The 19,232-nt window shown below is 59.1% G+C and carries 20 protein-coding genes and 2 tRNA genes; 21 read left to right on the forward strand and 1 reads right to left on the reverse strand.

Features of this window, described 5'->3' with window-relative positions; all coding sequences use genetic code 11:
* Positions 1 to 90: 90 nt before the first annotated feature.
* The 8 genes from KVG87_RS16155 (at position 91) to ychF (ending at position 7,013) form a co-directional block, all read left to right on the forward strand.
* A complete protein-coding gene (locus KVG87_RS16155) occupies positions 91 to 1,815 on the forward strand; it encodes a tetratricopeptide repeat protein (RefSeq protein WP_207809679.1) in 1,725 nt (574 codons plus the stop codon).
* A 3-nt stretch (positions 1,816 to 1,818) separates the two neighbouring features.
* A complete protein-coding gene (gene lolB, locus KVG87_RS16160) occupies positions 1,819 to 2,436 on the forward strand; it encodes a lipoprotein insertase outer membrane protein LolB (protein WP_016773207.1) in 618 nt (205 codons plus the stop codon).
* A 3-nt stretch (positions 2,437 to 2,439) separates the two neighbouring features.
* Positions 2,440 to 3,291 (forward strand): 4-(cytidine 5'-diphospho)-2-C-methyl-D-erythritol kinase, encoded by an 852-nt coding sequence (gene ispE / locus KVG87_RS16165; RefSeq protein WP_217851514.1) that lies wholly within the window; start codon positions 2,440 to 2,442, stop codon positions 3,289 to 3,291.
* Between the two features lie 37 nt (positions 3,292 to 3,328).
* Positions 3,329 to 3,403, forward strand: a tRNA-Gln gene (locus KVG87_RS16170).
* Positions 3,404 to 3,448: 45 nt separating this feature from the next.
* Positions 3,449 to 4,390, forward strand: a complete 942-nt coding sequence (locus KVG87_RS16175) for a ribose-phosphate pyrophosphokinase (protein ID WP_003171603.1) — start codon at positions 3,449 to 3,451, stop codon at positions 4,388 to 4,390.
* Positions 4,391 to 4,531: 141 nt separating this feature from the next.
* The gene (locus KVG87_RS16180; protein WP_024014298.1) at positions 4,532 to 5,134 is read left to right on the forward strand and encodes a 50S ribosomal protein L25/general stress protein Ctc; all 603 of its coding nucleotides are present in this window, start codon (positions 4,532 to 4,534) and stop codon (positions 5,132 to 5,134) included.
* Between the two features lie 171 nt (positions 5,135 to 5,305).
* Entirely contained in the window at positions 5,306 to 5,890 is a 585-nt protein-coding gene (gene pth / locus KVG87_RS16185; RefSeq protein WP_016773203.1) for an aminoacyl-tRNA hydrolase, read from the forward strand.
* 22 nt (positions 5,891 to 5,912) lie between these two features.
* Complete coding sequence (gene ychF / locus KVG87_RS16190) at positions 5,913 to 7,013, forward strand: redox-regulated ATPase YchF (protein WP_016773202.1); 1,101 nt, start codon at positions 5,913 to 5,915, stop codon at positions 7,011 to 7,013.
* Between the two features lie 181 nt (positions 7,014 to 7,194).
* On the opposite strand, the gene KVG87_RS16195 is transcribed toward ychF, so the two are convergent.
* Positions 7,195 to 8,412 (reverse strand): MFS transporter, encoded by a 1,218-nt coding sequence (locus KVG87_RS16195; RefSeq protein WP_073473520.1) that lies wholly within the window; start codon positions 8,410 to 8,412, stop codon positions 7,195 to 7,197.
* Between the two features lie 332 nt (positions 8,413 to 8,744).
* On the opposite strand from KVG87_RS16195, the gene KVG87_RS16200 reads away from it, so the two are divergent.
* The 13 genes from KVG87_RS16200 (at position 8,745) to KVG87_RS16255 (ending at position 18,611) form a co-directional block, all read left to right on the forward strand.
* A complete protein-coding gene (locus tag KVG87_RS16200; protein WP_073473522.1) occupies positions 8,745 to 10,802 on the forward strand; it encodes a methyl-accepting chemotaxis protein in 2,058 nt (685 codons plus the stop codon).
* Between the two features lie 115 nt (positions 10,803 to 10,917).
* Positions 10,918 to 10,994, forward strand: a tRNA-Met gene (locus KVG87_RS16205).
* A gap of 169 nt (positions 10,995 to 11,163) precedes the next feature.
* A complete protein-coding gene (locus KVG87_RS16210; RefSeq protein WP_217851516.1) occupies positions 11,164 to 12,405 on the forward strand; it encodes a tyrosine-type recombinase/integrase in 1,242 nt (413 codons plus the stop codon).
* A gap of 134 nt (positions 12,406 to 12,539) precedes the next feature.
* The gene (locus tag KVG87_RS16215) at positions 12,540 to 13,406 is read left to right on the forward strand and encodes a hypothetical protein (protein ID WP_217851518.1); all 867 of its coding nucleotides are present in this window, start codon (positions 12,540 to 12,542) and stop codon (positions 13,404 to 13,406) included.
* 168 nt (positions 13,407 to 13,574) lie between these two features.
* Positions 13,575 to 13,844, forward strand: a complete 270-nt coding sequence (locus KVG87_RS16220) for a helix-turn-helix transcriptional regulator (RefSeq protein WP_217851520.1) — start codon at positions 13,575 to 13,577, stop codon at positions 13,842 to 13,844.
* Positions 13,845 to 14,147 carry a helix-turn-helix domain-containing protein gene (locus KVG87_RS16225; protein ID WP_217851522.1) on the forward strand — a complete coding sequence of 101 codons (303 nt, stop codon included), beginning with the start codon at positions 13,845 to 13,847 and terminating at the stop codon, positions 14,145 to 14,147. It begins immediately after the preceding gene.
* Between the two features lie 317 nt (positions 14,148 to 14,464).
* On the forward strand, positions 14,465 to 14,626 hold the full coding sequence (locus KVG87_RS16230) for a hypothetical protein (protein WP_217851524.1): 162 nt from the start codon (positions 14,465 to 14,467) through the stop codon (positions 14,624 to 14,626).
* Entirely contained in the window at positions 14,623 to 14,919 is a 297-nt protein-coding gene (locus KVG87_RS16235) for a hypothetical protein (RefSeq protein WP_217851526.1), read from the forward strand. The genes KVG87_RS16230 and KVG87_RS16235 overlap by 4 nt, the downstream gene beginning before the upstream one ends.
* Positions 14,916 to 15,131 carry a hypothetical protein gene (locus KVG87_RS16240; RefSeq protein ID WP_217851528.1) on the forward strand — a complete coding sequence of 72 codons (216 nt, stop codon included), beginning with the start codon at positions 14,916 to 14,918 and terminating at the stop codon, positions 15,129 to 15,131. The genes KVG87_RS16235 and KVG87_RS16240 overlap by 4 nt, the downstream gene beginning before the upstream one ends.
* A complete protein-coding gene (locus KVG87_RS16245) occupies positions 15,128 to 15,652 on the forward strand; it encodes a hypothetical protein (RefSeq protein WP_217851530.1) in 525 nt (174 codons plus the stop codon). Before KVG87_RS16240 ends, KVG87_RS16245 begins: the two co-directional genes overlap by 4 nt.
* A gap of 20 nt (positions 15,653 to 15,672) precedes the next feature.
* On the forward strand, positions 15,673 to 15,948 hold the full coding sequence (locus KVG87_RS25900; protein ID WP_225930905.1) for a hypothetical protein: 276 nt from the start codon (positions 15,673 to 15,675) through the stop codon (positions 15,946 to 15,948).
* Positions 15,941 to 16,822, forward strand: coding sequence for a toprim domain-containing protein (locus tag KVG87_RS16250; RefSeq protein ID WP_217851532.1), 882 nt, complete (start codon positions 15,941 to 15,943; stop codon positions 16,820 to 16,822). The genes KVG87_RS25900 and KVG87_RS16250 overlap by 8 nt, the downstream gene beginning before the upstream one ends.
* Positions 16,809 to 18,611 (forward strand): DUF927 domain-containing protein, encoded by a 1,803-nt coding sequence (locus KVG87_RS16255; protein WP_217851534.1) that lies wholly within the window; start codon positions 16,809 to 16,811, stop codon positions 18,609 to 18,611. The genes KVG87_RS16250 and KVG87_RS16255 overlap by 14 nt, the downstream gene beginning before the upstream one ends.
* The last annotated feature ends 621 nt before the right edge of the window (positions 18,612 to 19,232 follow it).

The following is a 19,232-nucleotide window of genomic DNA, read 5'->3' on the forward strand; positions in this document are numbered from 1 at the left end:
CCTATAATGGCCACAATTGAGTCTCGGTTATGTTTGGCCGAAGGCTTGTGTCATGATGATCCGACCGCAGGTTAGTCGTCCTCTTCCTATATGAATAGATCTTCCGCGTTGCTCCTCGCTTTTGTCTTCCTCAGCGGCTGCCAGGCCATGGCGCCCGTTGCGCCGGACGGCACCCCGCCGGTCGAAGACACCACGCCCGCACCTGAAAAGCCCAAGGTTTACGGCTCATTCAGCGAGGAAACCGTGTTCAGCCTGCTGAGCGCCGAACTCGCCGGCCAGCGCAATCGTTTCGACATTGCCCTGGACAACTACGTGACCCAGGCCATCAACACCCAGGATCCGGGCGTCTCCGAGCGGGCTTTCCGCATCGCCGAATATCTGGGCGCCGATCAACCGGCCCTCGACACCGCGCTGATCTGGGCGCGCAACGCCCCCGACGATCTCGAAGCGCAACGCGCCGCCGCCGTGCAGCTGGCCCGCGCCGGGCGCTACGACGACTCCATGGTCTACATGGAGAAAGTCCTGCAGGGCAAGGGCGACACCCATTTCGATTTCCTTGCGTTGTCGGCCGCCGACACCGATCAGGAAACCCGCAACGGTCTGATGAAAAGCTTCGACCGTTTGCTTGAGCGCCACCCGAACAACAATCAGCTGATTTTCGGCAAGGCTCTGCTGCTCCAGCAAGACGGCGACAATCAAGGCGCGCTGACCCTGCTTGAAGACAATCCGCCGGAAGATGGCGAGATCGCACCGATCCTGCTGCGTGCGCGCCTGCTTCAATTGCTCAACCGTGGCGACGAAGCGCTGCCGCTATTGCAGAAAAGCATCAGGAAATACCCGGAAGACAAACGCCTGCGCCTGACCTACGCGCGCATGCTGGTTGAACAGGACCGCATGGACGACGCCAAGGCCGAATTCTCCACCCTCGTTCAGCAATACCCGGAAGACGATGAACTGCGTTATTCGCTGGCGCTGGTGTGCTTGGAAGCCAAGGCGTGGGAAGAGGCCAAGGGTTATCTGGAAGACCTGATCGCACGCGAAAGCCACGTCGATTCGGCTCACCTCAATCTCGGTCGGATTGCCGAAGAGCGCAACGATCCACAAGGCGCGCTCATCGAGTATGCCCAGGTCGGCCCGGGCAATGACTATCTGCCGGCACAGCTGCGTCAGGCCGATATCCTGATGAGCAACGGCAAAACCGCCGAAGCGCAGAGCAAACTGGCGGCCGAGCGTGACGAGCAGCCCGATTACGCGATCCAGCTGTATCTGATCGAATCGGAAACCCTGTCGGCCAACAAACAGGACGACAAGGCCTGGAAGGTTCTGCAACAAGCGCTGCAGAAATACCCGGACGATCTCAATCTGCTTTACACCCGCGCCATGCTCGCGGAGAAACGCAATGATCTGGCGCAAATGGAGAAAGACCTGCGCCTGATCATCAAGCGCGACCCGGACAACGCCATGGCGCTGAATGCGCTGGGCTACACCTTGTCCGATCGCACCACCCGCTACGCTGAAGCGAAAACGCTGATCGAGCAGGCGCACCAGATCAATCCGGAAGACCCGGCGGTACTCGACAGCCTCGGCTGGGTGAACTATCGCCTGGGCAATCTGGACGATGCGGAGAAATACCTGCGCCAGGCGCTCGAGCGTTTCCCCGACCACGAAGTCGCCGCGCACCTTGGCGAAGTCCTCTGGGCCAAGGGCAATCAACGCGAAGCCAAACAAGTGTGGGGCAAGTTCCTCAAGGATCAGCCCGACAGCACCATTCTGCGCAGCACCATCAAGCGCCTGACCGGATCCGAGAATCTTTAAACCATGCTTTTGCGCCACGTTATTGTTTTCAGCTTCATCGCCCTGCTCGCCGGCTGCTCGGGTTTCGGCACTCGCGAATCGGTCGAGGGCCACGGCAGCCCGGCCCAGTGGGCGGCAAACAAACAGCAACTGACCGGCCTCGACGGCTGGCAGATCGACGGCAAGATCGGCATCCGCGCGCCGAAGGATTCCGGCAGCGGCACACTGTTCTGGCTGCAGCGTCAGGACTACTACGACATTCGCCTGTCCGGCCCGCTGGGTCGCGGCGCGGCACGCCTGACCGGGCGTCCGGGCAAAGTATCACTGGAAGTCGCCAACCAGGGCCGCTACGAATCGCAATCGCCCGAAGCCTTGCTCGAAGAACAACTGGGCTGGAAATTGCCGGTGTCGAATCTGGCCTGGTGGGTTCGCGGCCTGCCAGCCCCGGAAAGCAAGAGTCGCCTGAATCTCGATGCCGACAGCCGTCTGGCCAGCCTTGAGCAGGACGGCTGGAAAGTCGAATACACCGCCTACACCGAACAAAATGGTTACTGGCTGCCCGAGCGCATCAAGCTGCACGGCACCGACCTTGACGTAACGCTGGTGATCAAGACCTGGCAACCGCGCAAGTTGGGGCAATAAAGCATGACCGCTGTACGCCTGACCCTGCCCTCGCCGGCCAAACTCAACTTGATGCTGCACATTCTCGGTCGCCGTGAAGACGGTTATCACGAATTGCAGACGCTGTTTCAGTTCCTCGATTACGGCGATGAACTCACTTTCGCCGTGCGCGATGACGGCGTGATTCAGCTGCACACCGAGTTCGCCGGCGTGCCCCACGACAGCAACCTGATCGTGCGCGCGGCGAAGATGTTGCAGCAACAGTCCGGCTGCGCGCTCGGCATCGACATCTGGATCGACAAAATCCTGCCCATGGGCGGCGGCATCGGTGGCGGCAGTTCGAATGCGGCGACGACTTTGCTCGGCCTCAACCATCTCTGGCAGTTGGGCTGGGATGAAGATCGTCTGGCGCAACTGGGCCTGTCACTCGGTGCCGACGTACCGGTGTTCGTCCGTGGCCATGCAGCATTTGCCGAGGGTGTTGGCGAGAAACTGACCCCGGTCGACCCCGAAGAACCGTGGTATCTGGTGCTCGTGCCGCAAGTCGCTGTTAGTACGGCAGAAATTTTTTCCGATCCTTTGTTGACACGTAACACACCGCCCATTAAAGTGCGCCCCGTTCCCGAGGGAAACAGTCGAAATGACTGCTTGCCGGTGGTAGCAAGGCGTTATCCAGAGGTACGTAACGCATTGGATTTGTTAGGTAAATTTACCGAAGCAAAGCTCACCGGAACTGGAAGTTGTGTGTTTGGGGGCTTCCCAAGCAAAGCTGAAGCTGATAAAGTCTCGGCCCTTCTGACAGAGACCCTTACAGGGTTTGTAGCGAAAGGAAGCAACGTTTCGATGTTGCATCGCAAGCTGCAAAGTCTGCTCTAAAGGAATCAAGTGCCCGGCACTTGAAAGCAACAGATACAGGGGCGTCGCCAAGCGGTAAGGCAGCAGGTTTTGATCCTGCCATGCGTTGGTTCGAATCCAGCCGCCCCTGCCATTTTCTCTACTCATCCAGGTTACCCTCAGCCTCTAGGTACTGCGCGTGTCCAAGATGATGGTCTTTACGGGGAATGCCAACCCCGATCTGGCTCGGCGTGTCGTACGTCAGCTGCATATCCCTCTCGGTGACATCTCTGTCGGCAAGTTTTCCGACGGCGAAATCACAGCCGAGATCAATGAAAACGTTCGCGGTAAAGACGTCTTCATTATTCAGCCGACCTGCGCTCCGACCAACGATAACCTGATGGAACTGGTAGTGATGGCTGATGCCTTCCGCCGCTCCTCGGCTACTCGTATCACTGCTGTTATTCCTTATTTTGGTTATGCCCGTCAGGATCGCCGTCCGCGTTCCGCACGTGTGGCTATCAGCGCGAAAGTCGTTGCTGACATGCTTACCGTAGTCGGCATCGACCGTGTTCTCACGGTTGATCTGCATGCTGACCAGATTCAGGGCTTCTTCGATATTCCGGTAGATAACATCTACGGCTCCCCGGTTCTGGTGGATGACATCGAAGATCAGCGCTTCGAAAACCTGATGATCGTGTCCCCGGACATTGGTGGCGTCGTGCGTGCACGGGCTGTTGCCAAGTCGCTGGGCGTCGATCTCGGGATCATCGACAAACGCCGTGAGAAAGCCAATCACTCTGAAGTGATGCATATCATCGGTGATGTCGAAGGGCGTACCTGTATTCTCGTCGATGACATGGTCGATACCGCCGGCACCCTGTGCCACGCGGCCAAGGCCCTGAAAGAGCATGGCGCAGCCAAGGTCTTTGCCTACTGCACACACCCTGTGCTGTCGGGCCGGGCCATCGAGAATATCGAAAATTCCGTGCTGGACGAGCTGGTGGTGACCAACACCATCCCGCTGTCCGCTGCAGCACAAGCCTGTGCACGTATCCGTCAACTGGATATCGCACCGGTTGTTGCCGAAGCGGTTCGCCGCATCAGCAATGAAGAATCGATCAGCGCGATGTTCCGTTAAGGGCCCTGCCCTTCGCGAAATGTCTCGTTGACGAAAAGCGCCCCGCCCCGGCATTCCTGTCGGGGCGGGGCTTTTTTGCCCATACCGTGTTCGGCGCTGGTCGCAAACGCCACTCGGTCATGGCTATTTTGGAGATACAAAATGAACGATTTTACTCTGAATGCTGAAGTGCGTTCCGACCTGGGGAAAGGTGCGAGCCGCCGCCTGCGTCGTCTCGCCGCTCTGGTTCCAGCTGTTGTTTACGGTGGCGACAAAGCCCCTGAATCCATCAGCATGCTGGCCAAAGAAGTTGCCAAACTGCTCGAAAACGAAGCGGCTTACAGCCACATCATCGAGCTGAACGTTGGTGGCACCAAGCAGAACGTCATCATCAAGGCGCTGCAGCGTCACCCGGCCAAAGGCCACGTGATGCACGCTGACTTCGTACGCGTTGTTGCCGGCCAGAAACTGACCGCCATCGTGCCTGTACACTTTGTTGGCGAAGAAGCTCCAGTGAAGAAAGGCGGCGAAGTTTCGCACGTTGTTGCTGAAATCGAAGTGACCTGCCTGCCTAAAGATCTGCCTGAGTTCATCGAAGTCGATCTGTCGAAAGCAGAAATCGGCACCATCATTCACCTGTCGGACCTCAAAGCTCCTAAAGGTGTTGAGTTCGTTGCTCTGGCACACGGCGATGACAAGGCTGTTGCCAACGTCCACGCTCCACGTGTTGCTGCAGAACCTACCGAAGAAGGCGAAGCAGAGTAATTCACTCTGTCATGCCGGAGTGAGCAAGTAACATCGCGGACTGGAACGTAGCGAGAAAGCGGGCGAGAACGCGGAGTTTACATCTATGGTAAATGAGCATTTTTCGTCCACTTTCGCCGCTTTCCCCGATCGCGGCGATGTTATCCACCACTCCAAGGAAGGGCCCCTATCGTGACTGCCATCAAACTGATCGTTGGCCTGGGAAATCCAGGCGCTGAATACGAACAGACCCGGCATAACGCAGGGGCCCTTTTTGTTGAGCGCATCGCCCACGCACAGAATGTGAATCTTGTGGCCGATCGCAAATATTTCGGCCTGACCGGGCGCTACTCGCATCAGGGTCAGGATGTTCGTCTGCTGATTCCCACCACCTACATGAACCGCAGCGGCCAGGCCGTGGCGGCACTCGCCGGTTTCTTCCGCATCAAGCCTGAAGAAATCCTCGTGGCGCATGACGAACTCGACTTGCCTCCGGGCGTTGCCAAGCTCAAGCAGGGCGGCGGCCATGGCGGTCACAACGGGTTGCGCGACATCATTGCGCAACTGGGCAATCAGAATACGTTCTACCGCCTGCGGCTTGGCATCGGCCACCCGGGCGTTGCCAGTATGGTTTCAAATTTCGTCCTGGGTCGTGCGCCACGCGCCGAACAGGAAAAACTCGATGCCAGCATCGACTTTGCCCTCGGCGTGCTGCCGGATATCCTCGCCGGGGAATGGAACCGCGCGATGAAAAACCTGCACAGCCAGAAGGCCTGACTTTTACCCGAGGGGAAACACCATGGGATTCAATTGCGGCATCGTCGGCCTGCCTAACGTCGGCAAGTCCACCCTGTTCAACGCCCTGACCAAATCCGGTATCGCGGCCGAGAACTTCCCCTTCTGCACCATCGAGCCGAACAGCGGCATCGTGCCGATGCCGGATCCGCGTCTGGAAGCTCTGGCGGCCATCGTCAATCCCAAGCGCATCCTGCCGACCACCATGGAATTCGTCGACATCGCCGGCCTCGTTGCCGGTGCCTCGAAAGGTGAAGGCCTGGGCAACAAGTTCCTGGCCAACATCCGCGAAACCGACGCTATCGCCCACGTGGTGCGCTGCTTCGAAGACGACAACGTGATCCACGTTTCCAACAGCGTCGACCCGAAACGCGACATCGAAATCATCGACCTGGAACTGATCTTCGCCGACCTCGACAGCTGCGAGAAGCAACTGCAGAAAGTCGCGCGCAACGCCAAGGGCGGTGACAAGGACGCCGTGGTTCAGAAGGCTCTGCTCGAGCAACTGATCGCGCACTTCACCGAAGCCAAGCCGGCGCGCAGCCTGATGAAGAACATGAGCGCTGACGAAAAGGCAGTGATCAAGGGCTTCCACCTGCTGACCACCAAGCCGGTCATGTACATCGCCAACGTGGCTGAAGACGGCTTCGAGAACAACCCGCACCTGGACGTGGTCAAGGCCATCGCCGAAGAAGAAGGCGCCATGGTCGTTCCGGTGTGCAACAAGATCGAAGCGGAAATCGCCGAGCTCGACGACGGCGAAGAGAAGGACATGTTCCTCGAGGCCCTGGGTCTGGAAGAGCCTGGCCTGAATCGCGTGATCCGCGCCGGCTACGAAATGCTCCACCTGCAGACCTACTTCACCGCCGGTGTCGAAGAAGTCCGCGCCTGGACCGTCAAGGTCGGTGCTACCGCACCACAGGCCGCTGGCGTGATCCACACCGACTTCGAAAAAGGCTTCATCCGTGCCGAAGTCATCGCCTACAACGACTTCATCCAGTACAAGGGCGAAGCTGGCGCCAAAGAAGCCGGCAAGTGGCGCCTGGAAGGCAAGGATTACATCGTCAAGGACGGCGACGTGATGCACTTCCGCTTCAACGTCTAAGCAACAGCCGCACAAGAAAAAGCCGCGTTTGATACGCGGCTTTTTTGTGCCTGAAATTCAGTGACTGAGTATATTTCCCCGTGGGAGCGAGCCTGCTCGCCAACGCGGCGTGTCAGCTAAGCATTCGTCAACTGACCCACCCATCGCGAGCAGGCTCGCTCCCACAGTTCGATTCGTCTGTTCAGGCCTTTCTGGTACGCGGTAAAAAGATCGCCAACACACCAAACAACGGCAAGAACGAGCAAAGGAAATACACGTACTCAATCCCGTGCACATCCGCCAGATGCCCGAGCAGCGCTGCGCCAATCCCGCCGAAACCAAACATGAGCCCGAAGAAAATCCCGGCAATCATCCCAACATTGCCTGGCACCAGTTCCTGCGCGTACACCACAATCGCCGAGAATGCCGACGCCAGAATGAAGCCGATCACCACGCTGAGAATGCTGGTCCAGAACAGATCGACATGCGGCAGGATCAAGGTGAATGGCGCGACGCCAAGAATGGAAAACCAGATCACTGCCTTGCGCCCGATCTTGTCGCCGATAGGCCCGCCGAAGAACGTCCCTGCCGCCACTGCGCCCAAAAACAGGAACAAGTGCAATTGCGAACTCGCCACCGACAGGTCGAACTTCTCGATCAGGTAGAAAGTGAAGTAGCTGGTGAAACTGGCCATGTAGAAATATTTGGAGAACACCAGCAGCCCCAGGACCACCAAGGCACTGGTCACCCTGCCCTTCGATAAGCCGTGCGTCGCGGCTTGGCCGGCCTTGAGCTTGAACAGGTTCAGGTGGTTGGCGTACCAACGGCTGATGCGGTACAGCACGAACAGCGCAAACACTGCGAACAGACCGAACCACGCCACATTGCCCTGGCCGAAGGGAATGATGATCGCCGCCGCCAGCAAAGGGCCAAACGCGGAACCGGCATTGCCGCCGACCTGAAAGGTCGATTGCGCCAGACCAAAACGGCCGCCCGAGGCCAGCCGCGCAACACGCGAGGCTTCCGGGTGAAAGGTCGACGAGCCAATGCCGATCAGCGCAGCCGCCAGCAGAATCAATGGGAAGCTGCCGACCACCGACATCATCAGAATGCCGATCAACGTACACACCGTGCCCGCCGGCAACAGCCACGGTTTGGGGTGGCGATCAGTGTGGTAACCGACCCACGGCTGCAACAGCGACGCGGTCAACTGGAAGGTCAAGGTGATCAGGCCGACCTGGGTGAAGGTCAGGCCATAGTTGGCTTTGAGCATCGGGTAGATCGACGGCAGGACCGACTGGATCAGGTCATTGATCAGATGCGCCAGCGCCACCGCGCCGATGATGCGCATCACCAAGGGGCTGCTTTGCGGAGCAGCGGTCGCCGAGGCAGCGGCGGTCTGGACGTTGCTGATAGCCATAGAAAATTCCGGACAGCAGATGGGTGCCCGCAGGCAGGTGCGTCAATGTGCCATTTTTCGGTGCGCTCGCGCTATCCCCTTAGGCAGCTAACTAACTGACTGGTCGTCGACTGTAAGGTGATAGCGCAACGCCATGGTCTGAATCTTGCCTTGCTTCTGCCCTTGAACACGATCGCCTTACAAAGGCGCTCGACAATGGGAAGTTTCGCCACAGAGCCGGCCTACAGAGCGGGCATGGGTGAACTTTCGAGGCCTTTTAGAGGGCACAGGTCGCAGCCGCAAGGTTCGCGATGCACGCCAATGGTGCGTGGTGTCCAGAGGAGTCATGAGGCATGCAGGCTTTCCTTTCACCGGGGATCAAATTGCTGGGGCGGTTTGGCTTCGCAGGTAAATTCCAATTATTGTTTCTGCTGTTCATTCTGCCGCTGGCCGGCAGCCTGTTGATGATCGGCCATGACTATCGCGAGAAGCTCAATCTGATCTCCGGCGAACGTGCCGGTGTGCGTCAATTGCTCGCGCTGGATGCGCTGGACAACCTGCTCGCCGCGCAACGCGACCGCGCCGCCCGCTGGCGCGCCACCGAGACCAATCGTCAGCCGACACCGGCCACCCTCGCCGCCATGGCTGCCTTCGACGGCGTGCAACCGGCAGTGCTGCAAGCCACCACAGAGCTGGGCAATGCCCTGAACCAGCAAGGCGCCGACGGCGCAATCCTCGAGCGCTTTCAGGCGCTGCAAACCGCACTCAATGGCCTGGATTCGAAAAGCCTTAGCAGTGTCGGCTGGTGGCCGGACGGTTATGACCGCTTCACCAATGCCCTGGGCGCGCTGCAAGCCTTGCGCGAGCAAATCGTCATGGACAATCGCCTGACCCTCGCGCCGTGGCTGGAAACCTACTTGCTGACGCAGATTTCCACGCAGCACGCGCCGGACCTGATCGAGCGGGTCGGCCGTCTCGCCGCAGTCGGCCAGGCTTCGGTGGTCTCCGGGCAGTTCACCCTGCAAAGCCGCTTGCAGTTGCGCGACCTGCGCAGTCGCATCGGCGACGCCCGCGAGCAACTGGTGAAAACCGCCGGCCTGCTGGAGGCGCGTCTGCCAGTCGAGCTGCAAGCCTGGGCCGGCCAGTATCACGACAGCCTGAAACACCTCGACAGCGGCCTGAAAGTCCTTGACGACGGTGTGTTTGGCGGCAGCATCAACCTCAAGCCAGAGGACTTCGAACGCAGCCTCGACGCGCTGCTCTCCGACCTCGCTTCCCTGCGCCAGCAATCCCTGGTCGCGCTGGATCAGCGGCTCGATGCGTATTACAGCTCGGCGATTCGCCAGTTCATTCTTGTCGCCGCAATTTTCGGTTGCCTGCTGCTGGCCGCGCTATACCTGTTCGTCTGCCTGCAAGCCTCGATCCGCCGTAGCGCCAGCGGCATCACCTTGCTCGCTGAGGCCTTGCGCGACGGCAACCTGAGCCTGCAAGTGCCAGTGGTGGGGCGCGATGAGCTGGCAGCGATCAGCACCGCGCTCAACGTCGCTGTGGTGCAACTGCGCAGCAGCATGCTCGGCGTCGACCACGAGACCTCGCAGTTGAGCAACGCGGTACGCAGCCTCAACCAACACTCCAGCGGCGCCCTGAGCGAAGTCGAGGCGCAGCAATTGCAGATCAGCCAGATCGCCGCTGCCGCCACGCAATTGGCCGCCACCTCGCAAGGCGTCGCGCAGAGTTGCGAACAGGCCTCCGGCAGCGCCCAGCAAACCCGGCGCATCGCCGCCGACAGCAGCCGCGACAGCCAGCGCACCACGGCGAGCATTCAGCAGCTCAATCAGCGCCTGAACGACACCGCCGCCGCACTCGGCCGGGTCAGCGAGCAAGGCCAGCAGATTCAACTGGTCGTGGACACCATTCGCGGCGTCGCCGAGCAGACCAACCTGCTCGCGCTCAACGCCGCCATCGAAGCCGCCCGCGCCGGCGAACAGGGTCGCGGTTTTGCCGTGGTCGCCGACGAGGTGCGCAGCCTCTCGCAACGCACGCAATCGTCCACCGCGCAGATCGCTGGCACCGTCGACAGCCTGCGCGCCACGGTCAACGAAGCGGTGAGCCTGATGGAAGCCGCCTGCGGCCAGGCGCAATCGGATGCCGAGGCGGTCACCGGACTCGGCGAACGCTTGGGAGAAATCGCCAGCGCCGTACAGAGCGTCACCGACACCCTGGCGCAAATCGCCACCGCTGTGGAAGAACAGGCCAGCACCGCCGACGAAGTCAGCGGCAATATCCAGCAGGTCGATCAGGCAGCGGTGCGTTTGCTCGAAGGCGCACGCGCCGTGAACCTCGCGGCCGACACCTTGAGCCAGGGCAGCGAAGCCCTGAGCGCCAATACCGCCAGATTCCAACTGCGCTGACGCCCTTCCCGGCCCCGATTTTCGGGGCTGGAGGATAAGCGGTTGAAAACAGGAAGAAATATTTTCGATTTACGCTTGACGCTTTGCCATTTCAGGGGAATAATGCGCGCCACTTGGCTACATAGCTCAGTTGGTTAGAGCATAGCATTCATAATGCTGGGGTCCGGGGTTCAAGTCCCTGTGTAGCCACCAAGTACCGATTTACAGATGTCTCAGGATGTCTATAAATCAAAACAAGAAGCCCGCCTCGTGCGGGCTTTCTTGTTTCTGGCTATCCCTCCTTGTATCCCCCTATACCTTCCCTCCGTGTATCCCACTGTGTATCCTCGACAAATAATTGAACCGAAGGGATACAGGTCAGATGAAGCGTTCAGAGATAAAGCGCCGCCCCCTCTCCGATACCGCATTGGCCGGCCTAGAGCCTGATGCCAAGGAGTATCGGGAACTCGATGGCAATGGCCTCTATTTCCGCGTGAAAACTGACGGCCAGAAGTCCTGGCAACTTCGCTACAAGAAGCCAGACGGCAAATGGTCTTGGCTCGGACTGGGCGGTTATCCCGATGTGAGCGGGTCGGTAGCAAGGCAGAAAGCTGCCGAGCTGCGCGCCGACGCGGCTGATGGAAAGAATCCGATCGTTACAAAGCAGGCTCGCAAGAAAGCGGAAAGGAGCACTGCCGCCGAAACATTCGAGCCGCTTGCAAGAGAGTGGTACACCTCAAGACTCACCAACTGGGACGCAGGCACGTCGAGGCGAATCATGGGCGCCTTCGAGCGTCATGTTTTCCCCGTGTTCGGTAAGCGACCCTACGCAGAGATCACCCCACTCGAGTGGATGGAGTTTCTGCGAGGCATGGAGCAGCAGGGAATCCTCGAGCAGATGAGCCGGGTTCGCTCGTACTGCAGAGACGTCTACGACTTGGCCAGGGTAACCGGGCGCGCGACTCACAACCCGCTTGAAGGCCTTCAGAAATATCTCAAGTCCGGCAAGGCCGAGAACTACGCGCACGTTTCCCCTGAAGAACTGCCTGGCCTGATCCGCGCCATAGCCGCTTACCCTCATGCCCACGACGTGCGCCTAGGCCTGCGCCTTCTGAGTCTCTTCGCCGTGCGCCCCAGCGAGCTACGCGAGGCGCGGTGGTCTGAGTTCGACTTTGCCAAAAAGATTTGGACTATTCCCGTCGAGCGCAAAGGTCGCAAGAAAGGCCTTGAGCATCTGGTCCCGCTTTCGTCTCAGGCGATCGAGGCGCTGGAGGAGTTGCGCAAATACACCGGCAGCTATCCCCTTCTCTTCCCAGGTCGCAGCGATCACACCAAACCGCGGAGCGACACGGTGTTCCTGATGGCACTGCGTCGGATGGGATACGAAGGTCGGCAAACCGGCCACGGCTTCCGGCACATCGCGTCAACGGTGCTCAACGAAAACGGATTCGACGAGAACCATATCGAGGCCCAGCTTTCGCACAAGAAACCCGGCGTCGCAGGTATCTACAACAAGGCCCAGTACCTACCCCAGCGCACGACGATGATGCAATGGTATGCGAACTACCTAGACGGACTGGCCGGCGGCATCGTTGTAAAAGGTGATTTCGGGCAGAGGGCCTGAAGGAGGCCTTCAGTCGCCGTAAGGCACGGTTATAGACTGAAGCCAATTGCAGCTAAGGTTCGCTGGCACCACATGGCTGATCGTGTGCGCCTGCTGACAGTCGAGTTATTGAACGATACCGGAGATCGGAACCTGTGAGAGACATTCCAACACCAGCGCAATTCGATTCCCTAGAAAAAGCGATCGAACAATTTATCCTCGTTCTTGGCCAAAAATTCGGCGAGATAACAGAGAAGGTAAGCAACGATCTGGACTACCACCTTCCTGACGGTTTGATTTCGGGACTTGCTGAAGAATTCAAGACGGCCAGATTGGAGGCAATTCAATCCTGCTTCAATGATGAAACAGACATCGCATACACCTGGCTTGATAGAGAACTGTCATTCCAGGTTGCTATGCAAAAACTGGGTTTCACTACTTCGACCAGCGAGAACCCATACGAGAAAATCATAGAAATCCACAACAATCGAACCAAGTGGCGATCGCACCATTTGAAGAAAAGCGTTCTTAGGCACGCGACTCTGCATTTAGCTTATGTGGGCGGAGTTGCGAGAGCATCCAGTGGATTCATTACTGGAAACCGCAGGAAGGCAGCAATCGAAGGCCCTAAGGCTATTCAACGAATGCTCGACCTAATGGAACAGATAGAGGAGATTCAAAAAAGCACGGACTTCTTGGGCCAGCCGATCGGCCTTGGCGGGCGCGTCTGGGAAAGGACGAAAAGCAATATGGAAGGGGCGCTGGAACACCTTTTCTCCACGACAAAAAGGGATGACAAGGATTTGGCCGCTCGGCTGATGGCGTCGGAGCTGATACGTCTTCATATAAAACTATTCTCTGCCCCGCACAAAGGCTCAGTGTATTCCCTCATGGGACTGCCTTTTATCGAAAGACCCATGGAGATGAAAACTATTGAGCGGCTAGTGGCGTTGGAGAATGTTCGTACTGAAAACCTGGATTCATCACAGCTGAGTATTTTTGGGAGAAAGATCATTTGCTAGTCAAAAAAACGTGATTAAACCTTCATTTTCTGTCCTTAGATAAGGTTCTGTTTCCTGTCATTTTTTGTCGACTAAACACAGCCCAATACAGCTTAGCTTCGTCGTCGCGCCAAGCATTTGTCTTTGCAATTCTATCTCCCGTCATCTCCAGTTATTACGGGAAACTTAATGGACACTATCCGCCCCCACCGCTCCCTTTCTGCCTCTGCATCGCAGACCTTCGATCCTTCAATCACTCTGATTCGCATGCCGGATCTGGAGGCCATTACTGGCCTCGCCCGCCCCACGGTGTACAAACGCCTCAAAGATGATCCAACGTTCCCGCGCCCAGTGCCCCTGAGTAACAGCAAGTCGCGCGGCTCGCCGGTTGGCTTTGTTTTGGCTGAGGTACAGGAATGGGTTCGTCAGCGCATCGCACTACGTGGGGAGGCGGCGTAAATGACAGACAAAAAAATGGCCGACCAACAGGCCAGCCACGAAAATACTCACGTAGAGAATACCAGCGGAACCGCTCAACGTGCTCGACTTTTGGAGCGACTGAGAGCCGGCCCGATTGATACGTTTACGGCTATTCGCGAGCTGAACATCGTTCGCCCTGGTGCCCGCATCAACGAGCTGCGCGCGCTCGGCCACAAGATCCTCACACATCGCGTGAGCCTGACCGACGATCAAGGTCGGAGTCACGGCCGTATGGCTCTGTACTACCTCAGCACTAATCCGCCTGCTGGAGTTTCCGTATGATGACTATGCTCATGCCAAGCGATAGTCGGTCGCAAACTTCGCTTGCTCGGATGGGGCGTCAGCGCTATGGTTCAAGGGTCGCGGTAAATCCCGTGACCGACCTTGGCCGGTCGAGTATCGTTAGGCGCACAAGCGCCCACCATCCGATTGCTGGCGCTTTTTTTGCGTCCGCACAATCGTGTTATGGCGGCTGTGCGTGGGACACCTTCGGGTGTGCCGGGTTCCTAACGTCCCGGTCGGCCAACCCGCGTACAGCTGCCACCCATCTTCGCTTGGCCGCGAAAAGTGGCAGCTCCTCAACGTTAGGAGCTACACCCATGAAACACGCCCTCACTCCATCAAAGATCCGCGCCTTTGCTCACCGCCGCATGGCCCTGAGCGCTCTCCGCGCAAACTCGCCCCTTTCCTCTCGCCTCGCCCGCTACAACGCCAATATGGCCATCGCCCGCAACCTAGAAGCTAAAGGGGGTGTGCAATGAACACTCATACCGAGCTGGAGGTTACTCCGCTGCTTACGAACGCCTCGGAGTTTCACACTACGGGCACGCGATCATTCTTTTCCGTCTCAGCCGGCATTTCTGTCGCCGATGCGCTGCACGAAGCGAGCTGCTTCCTCGCGGCGGGCGATGCAATGCTGACGAAATCCATGGATAGCGGCCTTGGTGTCGATGAGGTGTTTGGAATCAGGCTTTTGATGGCCGCAGCCAAGGCCTTGGTTGACTCTTCCACCGCTCCTATCCAGTTCGGCAATCGCCAAGGCGGTGCCGAATGAAAACCCCAGCTCTCGCAGCCGAAATCAGCGTTGAGGACATGCGGGACGTTCAGGAAATTCTGAAGCTGCTCGCACTTTCCTTTGCCCTGATCGCCTCACCTTCGATCAACATACTCGTGGCACGAGTTACTGCAGTTTTCGCTCAGCACACTGCTATGGCCTGGGCGGAACTTCTCGACGACTTGATCGCTGCGCAAGGGGGTGCCCAATGAGCAGCCTACTTTCAACTGCGATCAACGCCGAACGAGAACACGCATATCAGTGGTGGAGTGTTCTCAATCAGTTGCGCCTTTCCAACGAGTTGCCGGACTGGGTTCGCGCCAAAGACATTGGTAGCGATACCGACTATCAGAAAGCGCTGATCGCGAGAAGCGACGTCAATCAGGCTCTGTTTGGCGTCGACGAGATCGAACCGTCAGACGACCTCGAGCCATGCGCCTACGAGCGTCAGCGGCTCATTGATCTGATGGAGTTGGAGCGCACCCGCTATCTGACATGGTGGACCATGCTCAGCGAAATGCGGGCACGTAGGCAGCTACCGGATTGGGTTCTGACTAATCGCATTGGTAACGGTCCGGATCATGAGCGGTGGTCTGACAAATCGGCACAGGTCAACCAGATGCTGTTTGGACAATCACGCGTTCGCCACTTAGCGACGCAGCTTCGGTTGCCTGAGGGGCCACGCCCCGATTCGCGCCAGCGCACAGCGTCGGCGACTCCCGTGAATTGCTGATTCGATAAAGGTTTAAGCACATGAAAATTCAAAATGGCGCGTCGGCGCCAACGGGATCGGCTTGCCCGAAGAAAGCCACAGAGCTGTTCTATGTGACCCATCCGAAAGCGCTAAAGGCGTTGCTTGGCCCGTTCCTGACGGAGTCTGAAGCCGAGTGCGGGCGCGTTGTTATGGGTAGCCCTGACGCCCGAGTGACTGCCTGTCTCGTTGAGTCAATCGACGACATCACGCACTGGCACGCCGTGAACAATGGGCGGGTTTGCCGGGTCTTCGCAGGGAGCGCCAGTCATGGATGACGCAGCGATCTTGTTCCGTGATGCGCTCCAGGCGACTTATGGGCAGCTTGATTGGCTCCCTCTGCCCGATGGCAGCATCCACCGGTTCCGCGTTCCAGACGACAAGCCCGGCACTCTCAATGGTTGGTATGTCCTGTATCTGGATGGTATCGCCTCCGGTGCTTTTGGCAGTTGGAAGTCCGGAGCTGCCAGCACTTGGTGTAGCCGCGAACCGGTAGACGCTCGCGAGGCCGCGCAGATCCGCGAGCGAATTGAGCAGGCTCGGCGCCAGCGCGAGGCCGAACAACAACGGCGCCAGCAGCAAGCCGCAGAGAAGGCTAATCACTGGTGGCGCAATGCTCGGCGCGCATCGCCTGATCACCCATACCTCACAGCCAAAAGAGTTCGCTCCCACGGCCTGCGCCAGCGCGGCGCGGATCTGCTCGTACCGCTGTACCTCGACGGCCTCCTAGTCAATCTGCAGCGAATCGCCCCAGACGGCGCCAAGCGTTTCTTGCCCGGTGGGCGCGTGAAAGGCACGTACTCGCCTCTAGGCATCATCGAGCCCGGCGCCTTGCTCTGCATCTGCGAAGGATGGGCGACGGGCGCCAGTCTCCACCAACACGGTGGCTATGCCGTTGCCGCTGCCATGAACGCGGGAAACCTGTTCCCGGCGGCGATGGGGCTTCGTTCGCGCTACCCGGACCAGCCATTTGTTATTGCTGGCGACGACGACCGACTCACCGACGGAAACCCGGGACGCACTGCAGCGAACGCAGCCGCGGCGGCAGTGGGCGCTCAAGTGGCTTTCCCCGAATGGCCAGAAGGTGCGCCGGCTGACCTCACTGATTTCAACGACCTCGCAAACTGGAAGCTCGCCAATGGCCAAGCCTGATACCAACGTGATCAACCTTCGGCCAGAAGCCGCAACCATCGCGCCTGCTCGGCCTTGCTGGGCGGTGTATGAGCACTGGGTGACCAACGAGAACGGCCGCAAGTTGCGCCCTGGCGTTTACTGGCACAGCTTCAAGCGCACCGCTGCGGATCAGGACGACGCCGAGAACGACGCTACCGACAGGCCGATCAGCGATGAGTGGATCTCAAGCCCAGTCATGGTCGTGGCGCGTACCACCAATAGTGACGACGGCAGCGAGGGCCGGCTCCTGCGTCTGGTTACAGAGGGCGGGATCAAGGAATGGATCATTGCCATGGAAGTATTCGGCGGCAGCGGCGAGGACGCCCGGCGCGCGTTGTTCGGTATGGGCGTCATCATCGCTCTGAAGAAGCGCGGCACGTTCATGGAATACCTGCTCGACCAGCACCCCGCCGAAATATTCGCCACCACCAGCCGGCCGGGCTGGCACGAGTCGGGCGCATTCGTACTGCCCGGGCGAACGATCGGCGCCGCAAACGTGCGGTACCAAGCGAGCAACAAGGCTCAGGTGCTGTTCAGTCAGCGCGGCGAGTTAGCGCTATGGCAGTCGCAGGTGGCAGCCAAGTGCGCGGGTAATCCGGTACTGACTCTAGCGATTGGCTGCTCTCTGGCCGGCCCGCTGCTGAGTTTGGTCGGCGTGCTAGGTGGCGGGGTTCACCTTGTGGGTGACAGCTCAAGCGGCAAATCTCTGGCCCAACTGATCGGATCGTCGGTGTGGGGCGACCCGGGCGTATTTGCCGCTAGTTGGGACATGACCAAGGGCGGCCTTGAGATAGAGGCGTCGAGCCGTAACGACACCATCCTGCCGCTGGATGAGATCAAACGCGCCGACCCTAAGCGGGTGCAGGAAATGGCCTACTCCCTCGCCAATGGACAGGGCAAAGGCACCATGACCCGGGAGCGAGAAGCCCGAGGCAAACTAAGCTGGCGCCTGCTGACGCTCTCCAGCGGTGAGCGCTCACTCTCCGAGCACGCCGCCATCTCCGGCAACGCCGCCCATGCTGGGGCCGAGTTGCGCATGGTCGACGTGAACGCCGGCACCCGCACGCACAGAGCCTTTGACGAACTACACGGGCTTGAGGGCGCGGACTTCCACCGGCAGCTCACCGTCGCGGTCGGCGCCCACCATGGCCACCTTGGGCCAGCCTTCGTGGAGCGCCTTGTCGCAGCCGACGATAAGCCAGGCTTGCTCAGCGACTTTGACGGCATCCGCGCCCAGTTCGTCGAGGACAACGCCCAGGCCGGGCGCGTAGCTGATCGGTTCGCCGTGATCGCACTTGCGGGGGAGATGGCCATCGCTTTCGGCTTGCTGCCTTGGGAACAAGGGACCGCCCTCGCCGACTGCCGCCTGCTTTATGGGGAATGGCTCTCACGAGTAGGTGGCGGTAACGCAGAGGATCGCCAGATCCTGGCCGGCATCCTCGACTTCATCGACAAACACGGCAGCAGCCGGTTTTCCGATGTCGATGCCACGGAGGTGGATGCCAAGGTCTTCAACCGCGCCGGCTACTGGGAGCTGGTAGCGGGCAAGCGGCTCTACCTGTTCAACAAGTCCGCACTCGTCGAGGCCGCCCACGGATTCGGCCTCACTCGCGTGATCAAGGCACTGGAAGTTGGTGGGGCCTTGGCCAAGCGCGACACCGATCGCGATAGCCGCAAAACAAAAAAGTACCGCATCCCTGCCGGCGGGTCGGCTCGCCTGTACGTCATCGATCCCGAAGCAATGGACAGCGAAGGAGGCGGCGCATGATCACCATATCTACCAGGTACGAATGCCCGAGTTCACAGGAACCTATAAACGTGGGGAACAGGGGGAACGGGGGAACAGCCAGTAAAACCGTGGCCTGTAGCCGTTCCCCCTTATTGAATGTATGGGGAACAGGGGGAACACAAACATGTTTTTGAATATATGCATGCTCGCCTCCCCTAACGTTCGGTTATCACTGTTCCCCACAAAAAAACGTGGGGAACAGAATCCCCCTCTGGAAGCCCCGGAAACATTGGCTGTTCCCACTGTTCCCCCGTTCCCCCGATTTTTTTCTAGAGACACATATGGGCAATGGAGCAATCAGGCCGAGGTGACGACATGAGCCTCCTCTCCGGCCTGCTCGATCACATGCCGCCAGCCGTGAACGGTACAGACTCGCCAAGAGTGGATAGTCGACCTCGCCCGCTCCTGGTGCTGGCCACTCGGGTCGAACGCCCTGCTCGGATTATCACCGGCCCACACGCAAACGCCGCCACCGCTACGCCTGAGTGGCGCCACGCCCGTGACCTATACCTTAACCACATCATGGTGTGTAGAGCCTGCTACGCGCCCATAGCCCGCCATTGCACGGCTGGTTCTGATCTGCGAATGGACTACGAAAAC

Origin of the sequence: Pseudomonas siliginis (genome assembly GCF_019145195.1) — a bacterium.
Lineage (GTDB): Bacteria > Pseudomonadota > Gammaproteobacteria > Pseudomonadales > Pseudomonadaceae > Aquipseudomonas > Aquipseudomonas siliginis.